Source organism: Vreelandella subglaciescola (assembly GCF_900142895.1).
Lineage (GTDB): Bacteria > Pseudomonadota > Gammaproteobacteria > Pseudomonadales > Halomonadaceae > Vreelandella > Vreelandella subglaciescola.
Genome location: NZ_LT670847.1, coordinates 1,765,584 through 1,782,081, shown reverse-complemented (window position 1 = coordinate 1,782,081; position 16,498 = coordinate 1,765,584). Strand labels below are relative to the sequence as shown.

Annotated in this window: 18 protein-coding genes; 12 read left to right on the top strand and 6 right to left on the bottom strand. The window is 59.1% G+C overall.

The window, feature by feature from the left end; genetic code table 11:
• Positions 1-72: 72 nt before the first annotated feature.
• Positions 73-762, bottom strand: coding sequence for a haloacid dehalogenase type II (locus tag B5495_RS08330; RefSeq protein WP_079552893.1), 690 nt, complete (start codon positions 760-762; stop codon positions 73-75).
• A 225-nt stretch (positions 763-987) separates the two neighbouring features.
• On the opposite strand from B5495_RS08330, the gene B5495_RS08325 reads away from it, so the two are divergent.
• Both B5495_RS08325 and B5495_RS08320 read left to right on the top strand, forming a co-directional pair.
• The gene (locus B5495_RS08325) at positions 988-1,860 is read left to right on the top strand and encodes a DMT family transporter (RefSeq protein ID WP_079552891.1); all 873 of its coding nucleotides are present in this window, start codon (positions 988-990) and stop codon (positions 1,858-1,860) included.
• Between the two features lie 121 nt (positions 1,861-1,981).
• A complete protein-coding gene (locus B5495_RS08320; protein ID WP_079552889.1) occupies positions 1,982-2,587 on the top strand; it encodes a TetR/AcrR family transcriptional regulator in 606 nt (201 codons plus the stop codon).
• Positions 2,588-2,590: 3 nt separating this feature from the next.
• On the opposite strand, the gene B5495_RS08315 is transcribed toward B5495_RS08320, so the two are convergent.
• From B5495_RS08315 to B5495_RS08305, 3 genes are all read right to left on the bottom strand, one after another.
• A complete protein-coding gene (locus tag B5495_RS08315; protein ID WP_079552888.1) occupies positions 2,591-3,265 on the bottom strand; it encodes a glutathione S-transferase family protein in 675 nt (224 codons plus the stop codon).
• 105 nt (positions 3,266-3,370) lie between these two features.
• Positions 3,371-3,733 (bottom strand): thioredoxin, encoded by a 363-nt coding sequence (gene trxA / locus B5495_RS08310; protein ID WP_422821993.1) that lies wholly within the window; start codon positions 3,731-3,733, stop codon positions 3,371-3,373.
• Entirely contained in the window at positions 3,715-4,269 is a 555-nt protein-coding gene (locus B5495_RS08305) for a carboxymuconolactone decarboxylase family protein (RefSeq protein WP_079552885.1), read from the bottom strand. The genes trxA and B5495_RS08305 overlap by 19 nt, the downstream gene beginning before the upstream one ends.
• 346 nt (positions 4,270-4,615) lie before the next feature.
• Here B5495_RS08305 and B5495_RS08300 point away from each other — a divergent pair, with 346 nt between their 5' ends.
• On the top strand, positions 4,616-5,977 hold the full coding sequence (locus B5495_RS08300; protein ID WP_079552883.1) for a GntP family permease: 1,362 nt from the start codon (positions 4,616-4,618) through the stop codon (positions 5,975-5,977).
• A 105-nt stretch (positions 5,978-6,082) separates the two neighbouring features.
• Here B5495_RS08300 and B5495_RS08295 read toward each other — a convergent pair whose 3' ends face one another.
• On the bottom strand, positions 6,083-6,640 hold the full coding sequence (locus tag B5495_RS08295) for a ferritin-like domain-containing protein (protein WP_079552881.1): 558 nt from the start codon (positions 6,638-6,640) through the stop codon (positions 6,083-6,085).
• Positions 6,641-7,124: 484 nt separating this feature from the next.
• Here B5495_RS08295 and B5495_RS08290 point away from each other — a divergent pair, with 484 nt between their 5' ends.
• From B5495_RS08290 to B5495_RS08250, 9 genes are all read left to right on the top strand, one after another.
• A complete protein-coding gene (locus B5495_RS08290) occupies positions 7,125-8,123 on the top strand; it encodes a TRAP transporter substrate-binding protein (protein ID WP_079552879.1) in 999 nt (332 codons plus the stop codon).
• Positions 8,120-8,677: a TRAP transporter small permease gene (locus B5495_RS08285; RefSeq protein ID WP_079552877.1), complete on the top strand. Its 558-nt coding sequence runs from the start codon at positions 8,120-8,122 to the stop codon at positions 8,675-8,677. Before B5495_RS08290 ends, B5495_RS08285 begins: the two co-directional genes overlap by 4 nt.
• The gene (locus B5495_RS08280) at positions 8,674-9,954 is read left to right on the top strand and encodes a TRAP transporter large permease (protein ID WP_079552875.1); all 1,281 of its coding nucleotides are present in this window, start codon (positions 8,674-8,676) and stop codon (positions 9,952-9,954) included. Before B5495_RS08285 ends, B5495_RS08280 begins: the two co-directional genes overlap by 4 nt.
• Positions 9,955-10,000: 46 nt before the next feature.
• Positions 10,001-10,756, top strand: a complete 756-nt coding sequence (locus B5495_RS08275) for an aspartate/glutamate racemase family protein (RefSeq protein WP_079552873.1) — start codon at positions 10,001-10,003, stop codon at positions 10,754-10,756.
• Between the two features lie 142 nt (positions 10,757-10,898).
• The gene (locus B5495_RS08270) at positions 10,899-12,038 is read left to right on the top strand and encodes a serine hydrolase domain-containing protein (protein ID WP_197685612.1); all 1,140 of its coding nucleotides are present in this window, start codon (positions 10,899-10,901) and stop codon (positions 12,036-12,038) included.
• Positions 12,039-12,083: 45 nt separating this feature from the next.
• A complete protein-coding gene (locus B5495_RS08265) occupies positions 12,084-12,788 on the top strand; it encodes a GntR family transcriptional regulator (RefSeq protein ID WP_079552871.1) in 705 nt (234 codons plus the stop codon).
• A gap of 32 nt (positions 12,789-12,820) precedes the next feature.
• Entirely contained in the window at positions 12,821-13,234 is a 414-nt protein-coding gene (locus tag B5495_RS08260; RefSeq protein ID WP_079552869.1) for an allophanate hydrolase-related protein, read from the top strand.
• A 60-nt stretch (positions 13,235-13,294) separates the two neighbouring features.
• Positions 13,295-14,725 carry a dihydropyrimidinase gene (gene hydA / locus B5495_RS08255; protein ID WP_079552867.1) on the top strand — a complete coding sequence of 477 codons (1,431 nt, stop codon included), beginning with the start codon at positions 13,295-13,297 and terminating at the stop codon, positions 14,723-14,725.
• Between the two features lie 2 nt (positions 14,726-14,727).
• Positions 14,728-15,489, top strand: a complete 762-nt coding sequence (locus B5495_RS08250) for a 2-keto-4-pentenoate hydratase (protein WP_079552866.1) — start codon at positions 14,728-14,730, stop codon at positions 15,487-15,489.
• Positions 15,490-15,522: 33 nt separating this feature from the next.
• On the opposite strand, the gene B5495_RS08245 is transcribed toward B5495_RS08250, so the two are convergent.
• The gene (locus B5495_RS08245; protein ID WP_079552864.1) at positions 15,523-16,407 is read right to left on the bottom strand and encodes a MurR/RpiR family transcriptional regulator; all 885 of its coding nucleotides are present in this window, start codon (positions 16,405-16,407) and stop codon (positions 15,523-15,525) included.
• Positions 16,408-16,498 lie beyond the last annotated feature (91 nt).

Here is a 16,498-nt window from a genome sequence, read left to right as displayed (position 1 = left end):
GATGCGTGGCCATAAATGTACAAAAGACGACAATGAGTTGTCTTAAAGCGTCGTTTGGCCGATGCGCTACGTTTATATCACCCCCGTCAGCCGGTCGGTCAGAGCGGTCAGGTCCGGGGCGACAATATCCGGCAACGGTACCCCCGTTGCCGGCAAAACGGCGTTGCCCGGGCGTGCGAGAAAGGCGCTACGGCAGCCAGCCGCCTGAGCACCGAGGGTATCCCATAAGTGGCAGGCGACGAGGCACATGTCTGACGTCTCGACAGATAACGCCTCAGCGACCAGACGGTATGTTTCAGGAGCCGGTTTGAATTTCCCTACCGTCTCGATGCTGAACGTGCGTTCGAAAAAGTGGTTGAGTCCTGCGTTTTGCAGTGGGGTGGGCGAGGCACTGCCGGCCGAGTTGGTCAGCGTCATCAGCCGGAATCCGGCCTCGCGCAGCCGGGTGAGCGCGGGGACAACGTCGGCATGGGCCGGCATCGTGCTCATCCGTTCCTTCAGTTCTGCAATATCTGCCTCGGTGACGTTGACCTGATGAATGTCGGCGACCATCCGTAACGCCCCCACACCAAGCTCACCGAAAGGCGTATAGAGGCCGGAAAGCGTCATGGTCTGCGAATAGAGCACCAGCTGCGCAAACCACTCCCGTAGAACCAGCCGATCGCCGAAGACGCGACCAAACACCGGTTCGAGGTGGGTGATATCAAGCAGTGTTTCGTTAACGTCGAACACGATAATCGACGGCGATGTCGTGGGAAACATGGGGCATCCTTATTAGGCCATAACGGGTGGCCGTCTCGAGAAGCAGGCACAATCCTTTGCCGACTGTGCCTTGTTTTCAATTTTATCCGCGATCCGTCTATCTTTCAGGCAGAACATCCACCCTCGGTTGATTCCTGCTTTGCGGCAGGCGAACGCCAGAGCCATAGGTGTCACTGCCCGACGTCAGGCAAAACGGGGGTCTTGCCATCGTCCCCGGGAGGCGCCATGTCAGGTCTGAGCACGTTGTTTGTGATGCTGGCCGCGTTGGCCTGGGGGCTTTCCGGCGGCATTGCCGGCCTGCTGATAGCCGACGGCTGGCAGCCGCTTGTGGTCTCTTTGTACCGGGGCGCGATTGGGCTGGTGTTTGTGCTCATCTGGCTGGCGCTGCGTCCGCACGGCAGCGGGCTGCTCGGCCGTCGGCTATGGTGTGGTTCGGTCATCGCCGGTTTGGGTGTGGCCGGCAATTTTACCTTCTATTTTATCAGCATCGCCGAGGGCAACGTGGCAGTGGCCGCCACGCTGATGTACTGCGCTCCGGTGTTTGTCTATTGCGTTTCCTTTGCCCTTGAGCTGGAACGCCCCACGTTGCCCAAGTGGGGGGCGATCGTCATGACTATGCTGGGCATTGTACTATTGACCCGGGTTTATGCTGTCGGGGCGGGCAGTGTTACCCTGGTGGGCGGCATCGCGGGGCTGCTTGCCGGGCTGTCTTATGCCGTTTTTATCTTCGGCTTCAAGTATGCGGCTCCTCATGGCAGCCCTCAGTCGATTCTGGTTATCGCGTTGGCGGTACTTGTGTTTATTCTTTTGTGGCTAGCGGATGCCGAGCAGACCTTGGCGGTGTTGAGTGACAGAAGCTTGCCGCTGTTCATTTTACTGGGGGGACTGGGCGCCGGCTTGTCGTTTATTCTGTATATCATCGGGCTTAACCATATCGCACCGGCAGTGGCCTCCATTGTCGCCATGGTGGAGCCGGTCACGGCATCGCTGTTCGGGGTAATGGTGTTAAACGAGAGCCTGTCCGCGATCCAGCTTGTGGGGATCGGGCTGATTCTGCTGGCGGTCACGGCGCTAAGTTTTTCCTCGCGCACGCCATAAGCCATGACACGGGCCCCGCCAGTCGGTTTTGATCGAGCGCTCAAGCAAGATAACATTGAGCGATAACTCAATTTTTTGGTTGCCGTGTTGTTTCGCGGCTCTGTCGTAACGGGAAGGGGACATGTCTCGCGCAACGCTTCACAACCGGCAGGATTCTCTGGAACGCGCCTTGCAGCTGTTCTGGCACAAGGGCTTTCATGCCACCTCGCTGAAAGACCTGGAGCGCACGCTCGATATGCGTCCGGGCAGCATCTATGCCACGTTTGGTAGCAAGGGCCAGCTGTTCGAGGAGGCGCTGGAGCGCTATGCCCGGCTGGCGCTGATTGAGCTCGAACGCATATTGAGTGCCCAGGCGTCACCGTTGGCGGGGCTGGCCGCCTATTTGCGCCGGCTTGGCGGGCTTCGCGATCAAGAGCTGCCCAGCCGTGCCTGCATGCTGGTCAAGAGCCTGTTGGAACTGGGCGAACGGGAGCAGGCCGCCCGGGATAAGGCTGAAGCGTTGCTGGCAGGCATGGAAACACGTTTTATTGATCGCTTTGCGACAGCCCAGCGGGCGGGAGAGCTGGATAGCCAGCTGGACCCCACCCGTCTCGGCCGGCGGTTGCAGGCCGAGGTGATGGGGCTGCGCTCCTTTGCCCAGCGCGATGTCGACAGTGCCGCGGTGCATGCTTTGGCCGAGGACATGGCGTTATCCCTGGAGGCGCTACGCAAAGACACGGTGGCGTGAGCGTTAATCCGGATAATTGCTGGGATAAAGCGCGCGTCGAGAATCCTCGTCGCCGGGCGTTTTGAATTCAATATCCTGACCTATCAGGCGCGCGCGGGCGACGGCCGGCCGAGCGTCTATCGCCTGGAACCAGCGTTCCACTTCCGGATATTCACCCAAGCGTTCCTCACCCAAGGTTAACGCGGCGCGATCGACCCAGGCCCATGCGGCGATGTCCACAATGGTAAAGGTGTGGCCGACGATGAAGTCACGCCCCTTCAAGTGCTTATTGAGCACAGCGTAATGCCGCTCGGTCTCTTTCCGATAACGGCTTTGTGCGTAGGGGATGTTGTCTGGCGCCACACGGTGAAAATGCACCGATTGGCCGGAGAAAGGGCCCAAACCGGTGGCAATGAACATCAGCCACGACAACAGGTCGCCGCGATCTGCCGGGTCGCCAAGAAACTTGCCGGTTTTTTCCGCCAGATAGAGAAGAATGGCGTTGCTATCGAATACCAGGGTGCCGTCATCGTCGATGGCCGGCACTTTGCCGTTAGGATTCACGGCGCGATAAGCCGCATCGTGTTGTTCGCCTGTGGCGGTGTCCACGGGTACCAGCGTAAACGGCAGTCCGGCCTCTTCGAGGAACAGAGCGACTTTGCGCGGATTCGGGGTCGGGTGATAATAAAATGTCAGCATGATGCTTTCCTTACTCCTGCATGTTGCGTTGCTGGGTGAAGCGAACCTGTTTCAGGGCGTGGGTTCGCGATCAAGCGCTGCCCAGCTGCTCGATACCCTGGCTCCTTAGCCTTGGATGTGGCGAGTCAGAAGAGCGTCAAGGCTTGCCTTGGATTGCACGCCGCTGAGTGCTTCGAGTTTTTCTCCCCCCTTGAGCAGTGTCACGGTAGGCAGGCTGCGTACGCCGTGTTGAGCGGCGAGGCCCGGTGCCTCATCGACATTGAGGGTCACCACTTTGAGGGCCTCCCCCTGCTCCTCGGCGATGGATTCGACCACCGGATCAAGTATTTTGCAGGGAGCGCACCACGGTGCCCAGAATTTGATTAGCACTGGTTTTTGGCTTTCCACTACTTCATCGACATAGCTGCTTTCATCGACCGCTGTCAGGTTGTTCATGTCGTGTACCTTTTTCAGTTTACCTTGTGCCACTCGAACTTCTTGAAGGGTTCATCGATCGGCGTATCGGCGAGGTGGTTGGTGTAGTTGCTCATGACTTTTTGCGCCGTGCCCAGAACCACTTCGAGGATGTGACGTTGGGTGAAGCCTGCCTTGAGAAATGCTTGTACGGCGTTGTCATCGACGTTGCCACGGCCACGCACAACGGCGAGGGTGAAATCACGCAGGGCTTCCAAACGTGCCGTGGGCAACGGTGTTTCATTGCGCAACGCGTCGGTGATGGCATCATCGACTTTCATGCTTTTGGCGATGCCGGTATGGGCAGGCACGCAGTAGTGACAGGCATGTTCGACGTTAATGGTTTGCCACACCACGGTGGTCTCTTCGTCATCAAAGCTGCTGTCCAGAAACAGCTGGTGAAGCTGCTGGTAACCTTCGAGCAGCCCGGGTGCTTCGGCCATCACCGCGTGCAGGTTCGGCACCATGCCGAACGTCTGGATGGAAGCATCAAGCAGCTGCTGGCTTTCCTGCGGTGCGCTTTGCTTATCGTGAAGGGTGAACTCGGTCATGCAGTGACTCCTCGTGACAGGGTCGGAAAGAATAAAGATAACGGCATGTATGTGGTGTTATCTATTTTTGATCGATCACTCAAAAAAGGGCAGAAGTTGGCTTCAAACAAGCCCTGCGGATGACTGTAGTCCTTATTGAGCGATTGCTCAAGATGGGGCTGTGCGATTGCCTGATACTGCGGAAGCATAGTGCCGGCGCAGACCGTGCAGGGAGCGGGGCGGGCAAGACGATGCCCATAGCGAAGCTGCCTTGAGCCGTTTATGATTGCCGCCCCGCGCGTGGCAGAGTGCCGGGCGTGTCGTGGGATGTATCAATCAACAGCAACAACGAAACAAGGGGAAGGTCATGGGGCTGGTCTTGATATTGCTGGTCGTGGTGGGGTTTATCGTGCTGGCCACCAGCAAGTGGAAAATGCATCCGTTTCTGGCGCTGCTGGGGGCGTCTTTTATCGCGGCGTTTGCCTACCGTTTGCCGATTGACTCGGTGGTCGACACGATCACTTCAGGGTTCGGGGGCATTCTTGGCTACATTGGCCTGGTGATCGTACTGGGCACCATCATCGGCGTGATTCTGGAAAAAAGCGGGGCGGCCATCACCATGGCCGATTTCATGATTGCACGGCTCGGTGAGCGCTTTCCTACGCTGACCATGTCGGCCATTGGCTATATTGTATCGGTGCCGGTTTTTTGCGATTCCGGTTTTATCATCCTCAATTCGCTTAAAGAGTCTCTGGCCAAAAAGCTTCATACATCGTCGATTACGATGAGCGTTGCACTGGCGACCGGGCTTTATGCCACGCACACCTTTGTTCCGCCAACGCCTGGGCCCATTGCCGCGGCGGGTAATCTGGGGCTGGAATCCAATCTCGGGCTGGTGATTGCCGCGGGTATTCCCATTGCCGCGGTGGCTGCCGTGGCCGGCATGCTTTGGGCCAAGCGTTTTGCCAATACCGAGCCCGATGTGCAGGATACGCAGCCGGACGCTGCTGACCAGCAGCAGGATTGGGAGGCACTCAGGGCCAGCTATGGCCGCCTGCCAAGCCCGATGGCGGCGTTCGCGCCCATCGTGATGCCTATTCTGTTGATCTGTATCGGTACGGTTGCGCGCCTGCCGGCATCGCCTTTCGGCGAAGGCACGGCCATGGCGGTGCTAAGCCTGCTGGGCCAGCCGCTAACCGCTTTGCTGATTGGCCTGCTACTGTCCTGCGTGCTGCTGAAAAGTGATAACAAGATCGTCGAATTCAGCGATCGCATTAGTGAAGGCATTGTATCGGCCGCGCCCATTTTGCTGATTACCGGTGCCGGTGGCGCGTTTGGTGCCGTGCTGAGTGCTTCGCCGCTGGGGGATTATCTGGGCAGTACGCTCTCAACGTTGGGCATCGGTATTTTGATGCCGTTTATCGTCTCGGCGGGTTTGAAGTCGGCGCAGGGGTCTTCCACCGTTGCGCTGGTTACCACCTCGGCGCTGGTGGCTCCCATGGTTGACTCTCTGGGGCTGGGCAGTGATATCGGGCGTACGCTCACCGTCATGGCCATTGGTGCGGGTGCCATGACCGTCTCACACGCCAATGACAGTTTCTTCTGGGTAGTGTCCCGCTTCAGCCGTATGAGCGTAGGGCTGGCGTACCGCGCGCAAACGCTTGCCACTCTGGTTCAGGGTGTTACCGCGATGTGCTTGATCTACGTGCTATCGCTGGTGTTGCTGTAATACATGGGAGCGCTTCGGCCGCCAGCCGAAGCGCTCCTTGAATGACTCCTTCATCAGCCCCGATGAGGGCGGCCGCTTGTCTTGCGAGAACGGCTTGCTGACGCGTTAAGCGTTACGGTTAGTGCTGTTATCCAGCCCTTCTAGCAGGCCGGCCATATCGTCGGCGTGTTCTTCTTCCTGCGCCAGAATATCTTCCATCACTCGCCGTGAGGTCGGGTCTTTATCGCCCAGATACGTGGCGATTTCCCGGTAGCTATCGATGGCAATACGCTCGGCAATCAGGTCTTCCTTGATCATTTCGCGCAGCGAGTCGCCTTCGGTATATTCCGCGTGGGAGCGGCTTAACAGCCCCTCCGGCGAGAAGTTCGGCGCGCCGCCCAGCTGCACGATGCGCTCTGCCAGCCAGTCGGCGTGCTGCTGTTCCTGCTGGGCGTGTTCCAGAAACTCGGCCTTGGCGATGCTCGCGCTCAGGCCGTCGGCCATATAGTAATGGCGCTTGTAGCGCAGCGTGCAGACAATTTCCGTGGCCAGCGCCTCGTTCAGCAGGCTGATGACGTTTTCACGATCCGCGGTATAGCCCTCGGTGACCGCCCCACGCTCGATATGCTGGCGGGCACGTTCGCGGATGGTCTTGATATCAGTCAGAAATGGTTGATTCGGCATGACAATTCTCCTCTGCGCGGCGGGGTCACGGGATGCCCTTGTGTCTCGTTTGCTTCCCTGTTTTAACTTATATCCGCCTACCGTGATACACCACAAAACGGCGTCAGCTCAAGCGTAGCTACCAGAACAAAGGCTGGAAAGCCCATGCTGTGCGCGCAGGGGCAGCCCGTTTCTGGCTGAATAATGAGCCTCTGCCGGCGCCCTCGCTGAAGCAATCCAGCTTGTATGTTGCGCCTTGCACGAGCCTGACGGTGTGCATACGCCCGGGTGATTCCAGACAGCCCTTTCCTCGGTGCGCCCTTGTCGTAATTTCCTCCAGAAGCGTATTTTTTAAAATTATAAATTATTGTTTTTAAACATAAAGTAAAAAAACAGTATTTTGTATATTGTATTTTAACAGTGATTGACTATGGTGTTTTCAGGCATCGTTTTCTTGCCTTGAGTAGCGCGACTCTTCACAAACCGCACAAAGGAAACTTTCATTATGACAACAACAACACGCATAACCCGCCACTGCTGCACCTTGCTTATGGCCCTGGGCCTCGGCACGCCGATGCTCGCCAGCGCGGATACCCTGCGCTTTGGCGGCAACTTCCCGAACGATCACTCCAGCAGCAAAGCCATGGAAATCTTCCAGGAGGAACTGGCTAACCGCACCGACGGCGACCTTACTGCTCAACTTTTCCCCGCCATGCAGCTAGGCGGCGCGGGTGAAAACATCGACCAGGTGAGCTCCGGCGCGGTCATGGGCACTTGGGTAGGTATCGCCTATCTATCGCGCATCGTGGCGGAGTTTGAAGCACTAAGCCTGCCCTTCGCGTTTGATAACCGTGAAGATGCCTTCCGCGTGATAGACGGCAAAGTGGGCGATATGCTCAACCAAAAACTGGCTGAAAAAGGGTTTACGGCCCTTGGCTATATGGAGCTGGGGTTCCGTAACGTCACCAATAATGAGCACCCCATCAAAGAGCCGGAAGACTTCAAAGGGCTCAAGATTCGTCTGCAACCCAACCAGACCCACCTCGATACGTTCCGGGCTCTGGGTGCCAATCCCGTCTCCATGGGGATCAAGGAGGTTTACAGCGGGCTTCAGCAGGGCGTGATCGATGGCCAGGAAAATCCCTACAGCGTGATCGCCACCCGGCGTCTTGATGAAGTACAGAAGTACCTGTCCGATAGCCGCCACTTCTACGACTACATCGTCATTATTGCTAACCTGAATAAGTTCGAGAGTCTTAGCGACGAAGAGCAGCAAGCCGTCCGGGACTCGATGGATGTTGCCGTTGAATGGCAGCGCAGCAAAGCCGCCGAGGAAGATAAGGCCGCCCGCCAGACGCTTATCGACCGCGGTATGGAATTCACCTCGCTCTCTGACGAAACCCGCGAGGCCCTGCGCAAAGAGACTCAAGGGGTCGTCGATGAACTGAAGAACAGTCTCGGCGCGGACATCGTGGAAACCGTTCAGGCGGAGCTGGATAAATGAAGTCCAGAGCCCCATGGCTGGAAGCGCATGCTTCCAGCCCCACGCAAAAACGTTTTCTTGTGGCGATGCTGGCGATAGACCGCACGTCCTATTACGCCATCATTCTGGCCATGGGATCGATGACGCTACTGGTATCTGCCCAGGTTTTTGCCCGCTATGTACTCTCGACATCGATTGATTCGGCCGATGAGCTGTCGCGGCTGTTCTTCGTTTGGGCGATATTTCTGGCCATACCCCACGGGATAAAAGTGGGTATTCATGTGGGCATTGATGCGATAGCGGGTTTGCTGCCCGCGGCGGTGCAGCGGCAATTGACTCGCGTGATGGCTCTGGCCAGCGCGTTGGTGATGGTGACCCTGGTGTGGTTGTCGCTGGGCGCGGTGGCGGACAAATGGCAGCAGCTGATGCCCACCGTTCCCGTGACCGCCGCCATGTTTTATATCGCAGTGCTGATCAGCGCCGGCCATAGCCTGCTGCATTTGATTGCGCAAATCTGGCAGGTGGAGCCGCTGCCCAGCGCGCCTGCGGCGATCAAGGAAGGAGAAACCTCATGACCTTGTCTATCGTCATCACTTTTTTGGTTTTTGCCCTCTTGCGTATGCCGCTTGCCTTTGCCCTTGGGCTGGCCTCGCTGGTGGGGCTGTTCGTCGGTGATATGGACTTCTCCGTCATGCCCCAGCGCATGATGCACTCCATCGATAACTTCCCCTTGATGGCTATTCCGCTGTTTATGCTGGCCGGCGAACTGATGGTCGCGGCGGGCATCCTGCAGCGCCTGGTCGACTTCGCCAATTCCCTGGTGGGGCGCGTACACGGCGGCCTGGCCCACGTGGCGATTCTTGCGGGAATGGTATTGGCAGCCGTTAGCGGCGCCGCCGTGGCCAGCGCCAGCGCTCTGGGCAGTGCCCTGGTGCCGTCAATGCGTGAGAAGTATGGCACCGGCTATAGCAGCGCGGTGGTGGCCTCTGCCGCTAACCTCGGCGCTATTATTCCCCCCAGCAATGCGATGATCGTCTATGCGTTGATGGCAGGTTCTACCGTCTCCGTCGGCGGGCTGTTTATGGCCGGCGTGGTGCCGGGGATCATTCTGGCCGTGGGCTTTATGGGGCTGGCGTCATTTATCTCGGCAAAGCGGCGCTATCCCTTGTCCGGGGGCAACCTGGGGCTGAAGCATATTCTGGTTCAGACCTGGCGCGCCTTGCCTATCCTGCTGATGCCCATCGTGGTCGTTGGCGGCATCGTGGCCGGTGCTTTCACGGCGACCGAGGGCGCGGCAATCGCGGTGATTTACGCGATATTCATGGGATTTTTCGTCACGCGTCAGCTGCGGCTGTCTGACCTTCCCAAGGCCATGTTTAACGCGGCAGTAACGGCTGCCATGGTCGGTGCGCTGATCGCTTTTGCCTCAACCATGACGTTTGCGTTCACCATCGATCTGATCCCGATGCAGCTGGCCAGCTGGCTAAAGGACTTCACTTCTGATCCGCAGATTTTCCTGCTGCTGGTCATGGGGCTGCTGATCCTGATCGGCATGTTCATCGAATCCAACGCCGCCTACATCATGCTGGTGCCGCTGCTGGCACCGATCGCCATGTCCTATGGCATTGATCCCTTGCTGTTCGGCTTTCTGTTCGTGATGAACCTGGTGGTGGGCATGATGACGCCTCCGGTGGGCGTGCTGCTGTTCGTGATGTGCGGTATCTCCAATATCAGCCTCAGCGAACTGATGAAGAGCGCCTGGCCGTTCATTGCCTTCCAGTATGTGGTGCTGGCGGCATGCTTTCTGTTCCCCGGTATCGTGACCTGGTTGCCCCACGCCCTCGGCTACTGAGCCGGGCTCGACGCCTACATTATTTATCCGACTTAAAGAGCCTGCCATGAAACTGCTGGTCATCAATCCCAATACGTCCCAGGACGTGACGCGCCTGATCGAGGCGGAAGCCTCGCGCAGCATTCGGCCCAACACCGAGTTGACCATGGCCACCGCCCCTTTCGGCGTGGCCTATATCGAGACCCGGGCAGAGTCGCTGATTGGCGGTTATGCCGCCATGCAAATTGCGGCAGAGCATTATCAGCAATACGATGCCATTGTGGTTGCCGCCTTTGGTGATCCGGGCCTGACCGCCCTGCGTGAGATCATGCCGATCCCCGTGGTGGGGATGACGGAGGCGGCCGTGCTGAGCGCCTGCCAGCAAGGCGGACGCTTTTCGGTCATCGCCATTTCCCAGCGCATTCAGGCCTGGTACCGCGAATGCATCGCCTCCTATGGCCTTGAAGGGCGTTTGGCGAGTATTCGCGCGTTGGACGAACCGCTGCAGCATATCGGTCAGGTGCAGGAGAACCAGGGCGAGCGTTTGATCGAACTGGGCCGCCGCGCCGTGGAAGAAGACGGTGCCGACGTGTTGATCCTTGCCGGTGCGCCGCTGGCGGGCCTGGCTCGCTCAGTGGCTGACCGTATGCCGGTTCCCGCGCTGGATGGCGTGACCTGTGCCTTGATCCAGGCTCAGGCCATGGTCGATATGGCCGCCCAGACGCCCGCCGCCGGCAGCTATACCCAACCCCCGACCAAGCCATGCCAGGGCCTGGGTGCGCCGCTTGCCGCGTTAGTCGGCCGCCAGCCGGTAGATGCATAACAACAAGATGCAACAAGACGAGGCCATTATGCGTAATGATAACTCTCTGGGCGCTGCTGCTCCCAAGGTGCCCTGCTCGCGGGGCAGGTTTCAGCATGTTTCGCGCTATAGCGCGTCACTTTTTCTGGCAGGCGCTCTGACTTTGCCGTTTACCGCCGTGGCCGCGAGCCAGAGCGCGCCGGCCACTGATATCCCCGTGGCCACGCCAGAAAGTCAGGGGGTCGATTCCGCCACATTGATGGCGCTCTCCCAATGGCTGCGTGAGGAAAACTACGACATTCGCAGCCTGCTGGTGGTCAAGGATAACGCGCTGATCTTTGAGCGCTACACCAATGAGCTGACCCGGGATCACAACTATGAGCTGTATTCCGTGACCAAAACCGTGGTCGCGTTACTGGCCGGCATGCTGATCGAGGAGGGCCGCATTGGACTCGATGACGATATCGCCTCGATTATCACCGACGCGCGGCCAGACCTGGCAGAGCAGGTAGCGGATAAGCAGGCCATCCAGTTGCGCCATGTGCTGTCGATGGCGTCAGGCCTGGCCTACGATTTCGACCCGGAAGACGACCCCATTTATTTTGGCTCGCCGGATCGTTTGAAGCTGGTCGCGAATACCGACACGCACTTTGCGCCGGGCAGCGACTTTGAATACACCGACGTGAACCCGGTTTTTGCGACTGCCATGCTGAGCGCCGCTGCGAATGAGCCTCTCCAGGAGTACGCCGCGGAGCAGCTGTTTCAACCGCTGGGTATGAAAAATTACGCGTGGGAACGCGCCGACGAGCAAGGGCTGGTGTCAGGCGGGTGGGGCTTGCGCTTACGGCCCACCGACATGGCCAAGCTCGGCGAGCTGATTATCAACAAGGGCACGTGGCAGGGCGAGCAGCTCGTTCCGGCAGCATGGATCGAAAAAATGAGCACGCCAAAGGCCGCCCGGGACTTCGGCTATTACCTCTGGATTAACCACATTGTGGATACCGAGCCGAGCCTGACCATGATGGGGTTCAAGGGCCAGTTCGTCACCATGCTGCCCGAGCGGAATGCCGTCGTGGTCATGACCAGTATGTTGCCCATCGAAGGCGGATTGCGGCATGCCAAGAACGTGCGCATTTTCAGGGATATCGTCAATGACTACGTTATTCCAGGCCTTGAGGCCGGGGCGCCTGAGGCGAATGCGCAGGCCGGGAAACAGGCATTGACCGAGGAGCTTAACGCCAGCCTGGCGAGCCAGCCTGATCCCGGCGTGTTCGCCGACCCCACGGATACGCCACAGCGCTGACCAGTCCGCCACTTTCATTGATTTGTTTATCAGGAGATTCTGCGCATGCGCACAGCCAACCACGCCTCCTCGGTGTCTGTCGCCGCTGAAACGGCACCTTCTCAGCGGCGTATTCAATCCACGTCTCTGGCTCAGGAGGCCTATCGGATACTGCAGCGAATGATTGTTCACGGTGAGTTGGCGCCGGGAGCACGCATTGTTGAACCGGCGCTGTGCGAACAGCTGGCTATCTCCCGCACCCCGCTGCGCGAAGCAATCCGCATGCTGTCCAGCGACGGGCTGGTTGCTATACGGCACAACCGCAACGCCGTGGTGACGCTCATCGACTCCCGGGAGCTTGAATACCTGTTCGAGGCTGAAGCCGGCATCGAGGGTCTTGCTGCGGGGCTAGCCGCAAACCGTATGACCAACACTGACCTCAAGCAGTTAGAAGCACTGCAAGAGCGCTTGGAAAAACTGCATACGAAGGGTGACCGCGCCGGCTATTTCGAAGTCAATCAGCGCATTCATACCCTGCTAGTGGCCGGGGCCAAAAACCCAGTACTTGAGGAAACGCATCAGCGCCTGCTGGGGCGCCTGGAGCGGGCACGTTACCTGGCGCTGAACAGCATCGGCCGCTGGCAAGAATCGACCGATGAGCACCGGGCCATTCTGGAAGCGCTCAAGGCACGCGATGGCGAACGCGCGCAGCGCCTGCTAGCCGACCACGTCCGGCATACCGGCGAGGCCATTACCCAGAACAGCCATTAACGAGGCTATGTCGCTTATAGAGAGGGTTCGACATGCAGGAAGAGCAGGATATTACGGTGCGTATGTTTGTGAACGGTCAGGCACTGGCCGGTGGTTGTATTAATTTTGCGTTGGAAGGCGCCACGTTTCTAGGCTGCGTTAATACGGCGGCTAACTATCGCTTTTATTCCGTTCGGGACGAATTCCCCGGACTTTTGCCAGTGCGGGAGGGCGGTGCAAATATACCCGGTGAACTGTACGACGTCTCTTATACCCAGCTGCAAGATCGCCTGTTGCCGAATGAACCAGAGGAGCTTGAGCTCACGGTCATCAAGCTGGAAGACGGTTCGGGCTCATTGAGCATGCGCCTAAGAGAGTCGGCGATCAGCCTGCCGGCCGTGGTGGATATCACGGCGAGTGGTGGCTGGCTTGCCTATCGGAAAAGTGGGCAGCCGCAGCGTTCATAAAGACACTTAACCTTCATCGGGACTATGTGCCTTCACAACGACAATAAAGGAAGCAACGTCATGCAACGCTTCGACACTTTGGTTAAAAACGGCCTGATTACGACCGCGGTGGACACGTATTACGCCGATATCGGCATCAAGGCGGGGCGCATCGTAGCGCTCGGTCATGAGCTGGGCGAGGCCGCTGAGGTCATCGATGCCGAAGGCTTATGGGTATTGCCCGGTGGCATCGATGCGCATTGTCATCTGGATCAGCCGCTGGGCGATGGTGCGGTGATGGCCGACGGCTTTTTCAGCGGCACGCGTTCGGCGGCCTGCGGTGGCACCACCACGGTGATGCCCTTTGCCGCCCAGCAGAAGGGCCAGAGCCTGCGCGCCGCGGTAGACGATTATCATCGGCGTAGCGAGGGTCAGGCCTTCATCGACTACGCCTTTCACATGATCGTTACCGATCCCACCGAAACGGTATTGAAGGAGGAGCTGCCGGCGCTGATCAAGGAGGGCTACAGCTCCTTCAAGATCTACATGACCTACGATGATCTCAAGCTCAACGACCGTGAGATTCTCAATGTGCTGGCGCTGGCGCGGCGAGAGGGTGCCATGGTCATGGTGCATGCCGAGAACGCTGACTGCATCGCCTATCTGACCGAGCTGCTGACCGAGAGCGGCAACACGGGGCCTTACTATCACGGTGTGGCGCATTCGAGCATCGGCGAGCGCGAAGCGTCTCACCGGGCGATTTCGCTGGCGGAGCTGGTCGACGTGCCTGTGCTGATCGTGCATGTCTCCGGCACCCAGACCATCGAGCAGATTCGCTGGGCACAGAGCCGCGGTCTGCGCGTCTATGGCGAGACCTGCCCGCAGTATTTGATGCTCACGGCCAAGGACCTGGATCGCGACGGGTTCGACGGTGCCAAGTACGTGTGTAGCCCGCCGCCCCGTGATCCGGCGGCCCAGGAAGCGGTCTGGCAAGGGCTGGAATCCGGCGTCTTTCAGGTGTTCTCCTCGGACCATGCGCCGTTTCGCTTCGAGGACGTCAAGGGTAAAAAGCTGCACGGCGAACACGCCCACTTCGAACACATCCCCAACGGCATTCCTGGCCTAGAAACGCGGCTGCCGATCCTGTTTTCCGAAGGCGTGGTCAAGGAGCGCATCGACGTGACCCGCTTCGTGGCGCTGACCGCGACCAACCCCGCCAAAATCTACGGGCTCTACCCACGCAAGGGCACCATTGCCATCGGCAGCGATGCCGATTTGACGCTGTGGGACGCGACGGCGAAAAGCACCATACGCAACGCCGACCTGCATCATGCCGTGGACTATACGCCGTACGAGGGGCTTGAGCTGACCGGCCGCCCCATGTTGACGCTATGCCGCGGCCGGGTCGTGTCCCGCGCCGGTGAGCCCGAGAACGAGGCCGGTTACGGTGAATTTCTCAAGTGCGACACACCACAGCCGGCGCGTCCACGCGGCAACGCCAAGGGGTTTTGAGCATGACCCACGAGGAGATTGTAACCGCCGGCGCTCAGCGCCTGATCGAGGCCCATGAGCAGCGCACGCAGATTGCGCTGCCCGAGGATATTCCGCTGAACGAAGTGCAGGACGCCTATGCCATTCAGGAGCGGGTCTCGGCGCACTTGGGTACGCCCTCAGGTTGGAAGCTCGGTGGCATCGTCAAAGGTGAGGTGCCGCGTTTCTCGCGGCTGTTCAGCGAGCTGAGCCGGCACTCGCCGGCGCGATTTGCGCGGGATGACTTCCATATTGTGTTTCTCGAGCCGGAGCTGGCCGTCGTACTGGGTGGCGACTTGCCGGCACGGGAAACGCCTTACCCATTGGAGGAGATCGCTGCTCAAGTTGCCAGCCTGCACGCGGCGATCGAAGTGGTGGATAGCCGTTTCGAATGTTGGCCCGAGGTGCCGCCGCTATGGCAGCTCGCCGATGGCTTGAGTCATGGCGGCTTCGTGTTGGGCAGCGGCATTGAGGCCGGAGACTTGCAGCAGATGCAAGACGCCGTCTATCGCTTGTCGCTGGATGGAGAGGTCGCCTTGTCGGGCCGTGGTGGTCACCCCGGCGGCGATCCTGCGCTGTTGCTGATGCAGATGATCAACACCCGTATCGCCGCCAGTGGCGAGGGATTTCGGGCCGGTGACGTCATCACCACGGGCACTTTCGATGGCGTACTGGAAATGCAGCGCGGCCATCGCGCGCGACTGGTGTTCGAAGGAATCGGGGAGGTGGAATTGACTCTCGACTGACTCAGGTGAAGCGATGTCAGGCACACGCAGCCGTTAAACAAACTTGCGAAACAGGCGCGTCATGTCGAACAGCTCGTCCAGTTGTTCGTAGCGCTCGCGAGTTTCCGGCCAGCGCTGTTCCTGCACGGCGGCGATCATGGCTTCCAGCAGCATCATGGTGGAAAGGTTCGAGTCCCACCCCGAGGGAATCTCGACCCAGCAGTTGAAGGTGAAATCGGCCACTGCCGCTACCGGTGATGTCCACTGGTCGGTAATCAGCACAATACGCACGCCACGTTCCGCCACCAGCTCGGCCAGGCGCTGCAGGTTGGTTTCATAGCGGCGGATATCAAAGATCAACAGCGTTTCGCCCGGCTGCATGTCAAGAACGTAGTGCGGCCACGTGCCCGAGGACACGGTCATATGCGTGACGGCGGGGCGCACCGCCTGGAGGTGCGTAAAGGCGTAGTCGGCCAGCGCATGGGTGATGCGCCCGCCAATGATATACAGCCGCTGGTCAACCTCGGCCAGCTGGTTGACGGCCTGATCGAAGGTGGCCGTCTCGATGTTGGCAAACGTCTGCCCCACGTTGTGGGTCACCGCCTGGGCGAACCGGTTCAGCAGGTGCGTATCGGGCGCCTCGGGGGCCCAGTTTGCGCGCCGCTGGGTGGGGCCTGATCCTTTGGCCTCAAGCTCGTGCAGCAGCGCCTTGTGAAACGGCGGATATCCCTTGAACCCCAGCTTCTGCACCATGCGCGCCACGGTCGGCGTCGAGACGCCGGCGTTGTCCGCGACGATCGTGATCGAGGCTAATCCCGCCGCCGGATAGTTTTCCAGCAGCGCATTGGCAAATTTACGCTCCGATTGCGTCAGTGCCTGGTAATGCTGGCGGATCAGCTCGCGTACCGTGGTGTGCCCCGTTGAGTTAGCCGTCGTCAAAATATCTCCTGCCCTGATTGGTCATTGACAAGCCGCGCGTTGTGAACAACTTTGAATATGGAGCTGAAGGGATGTTTACACAATAACTGTG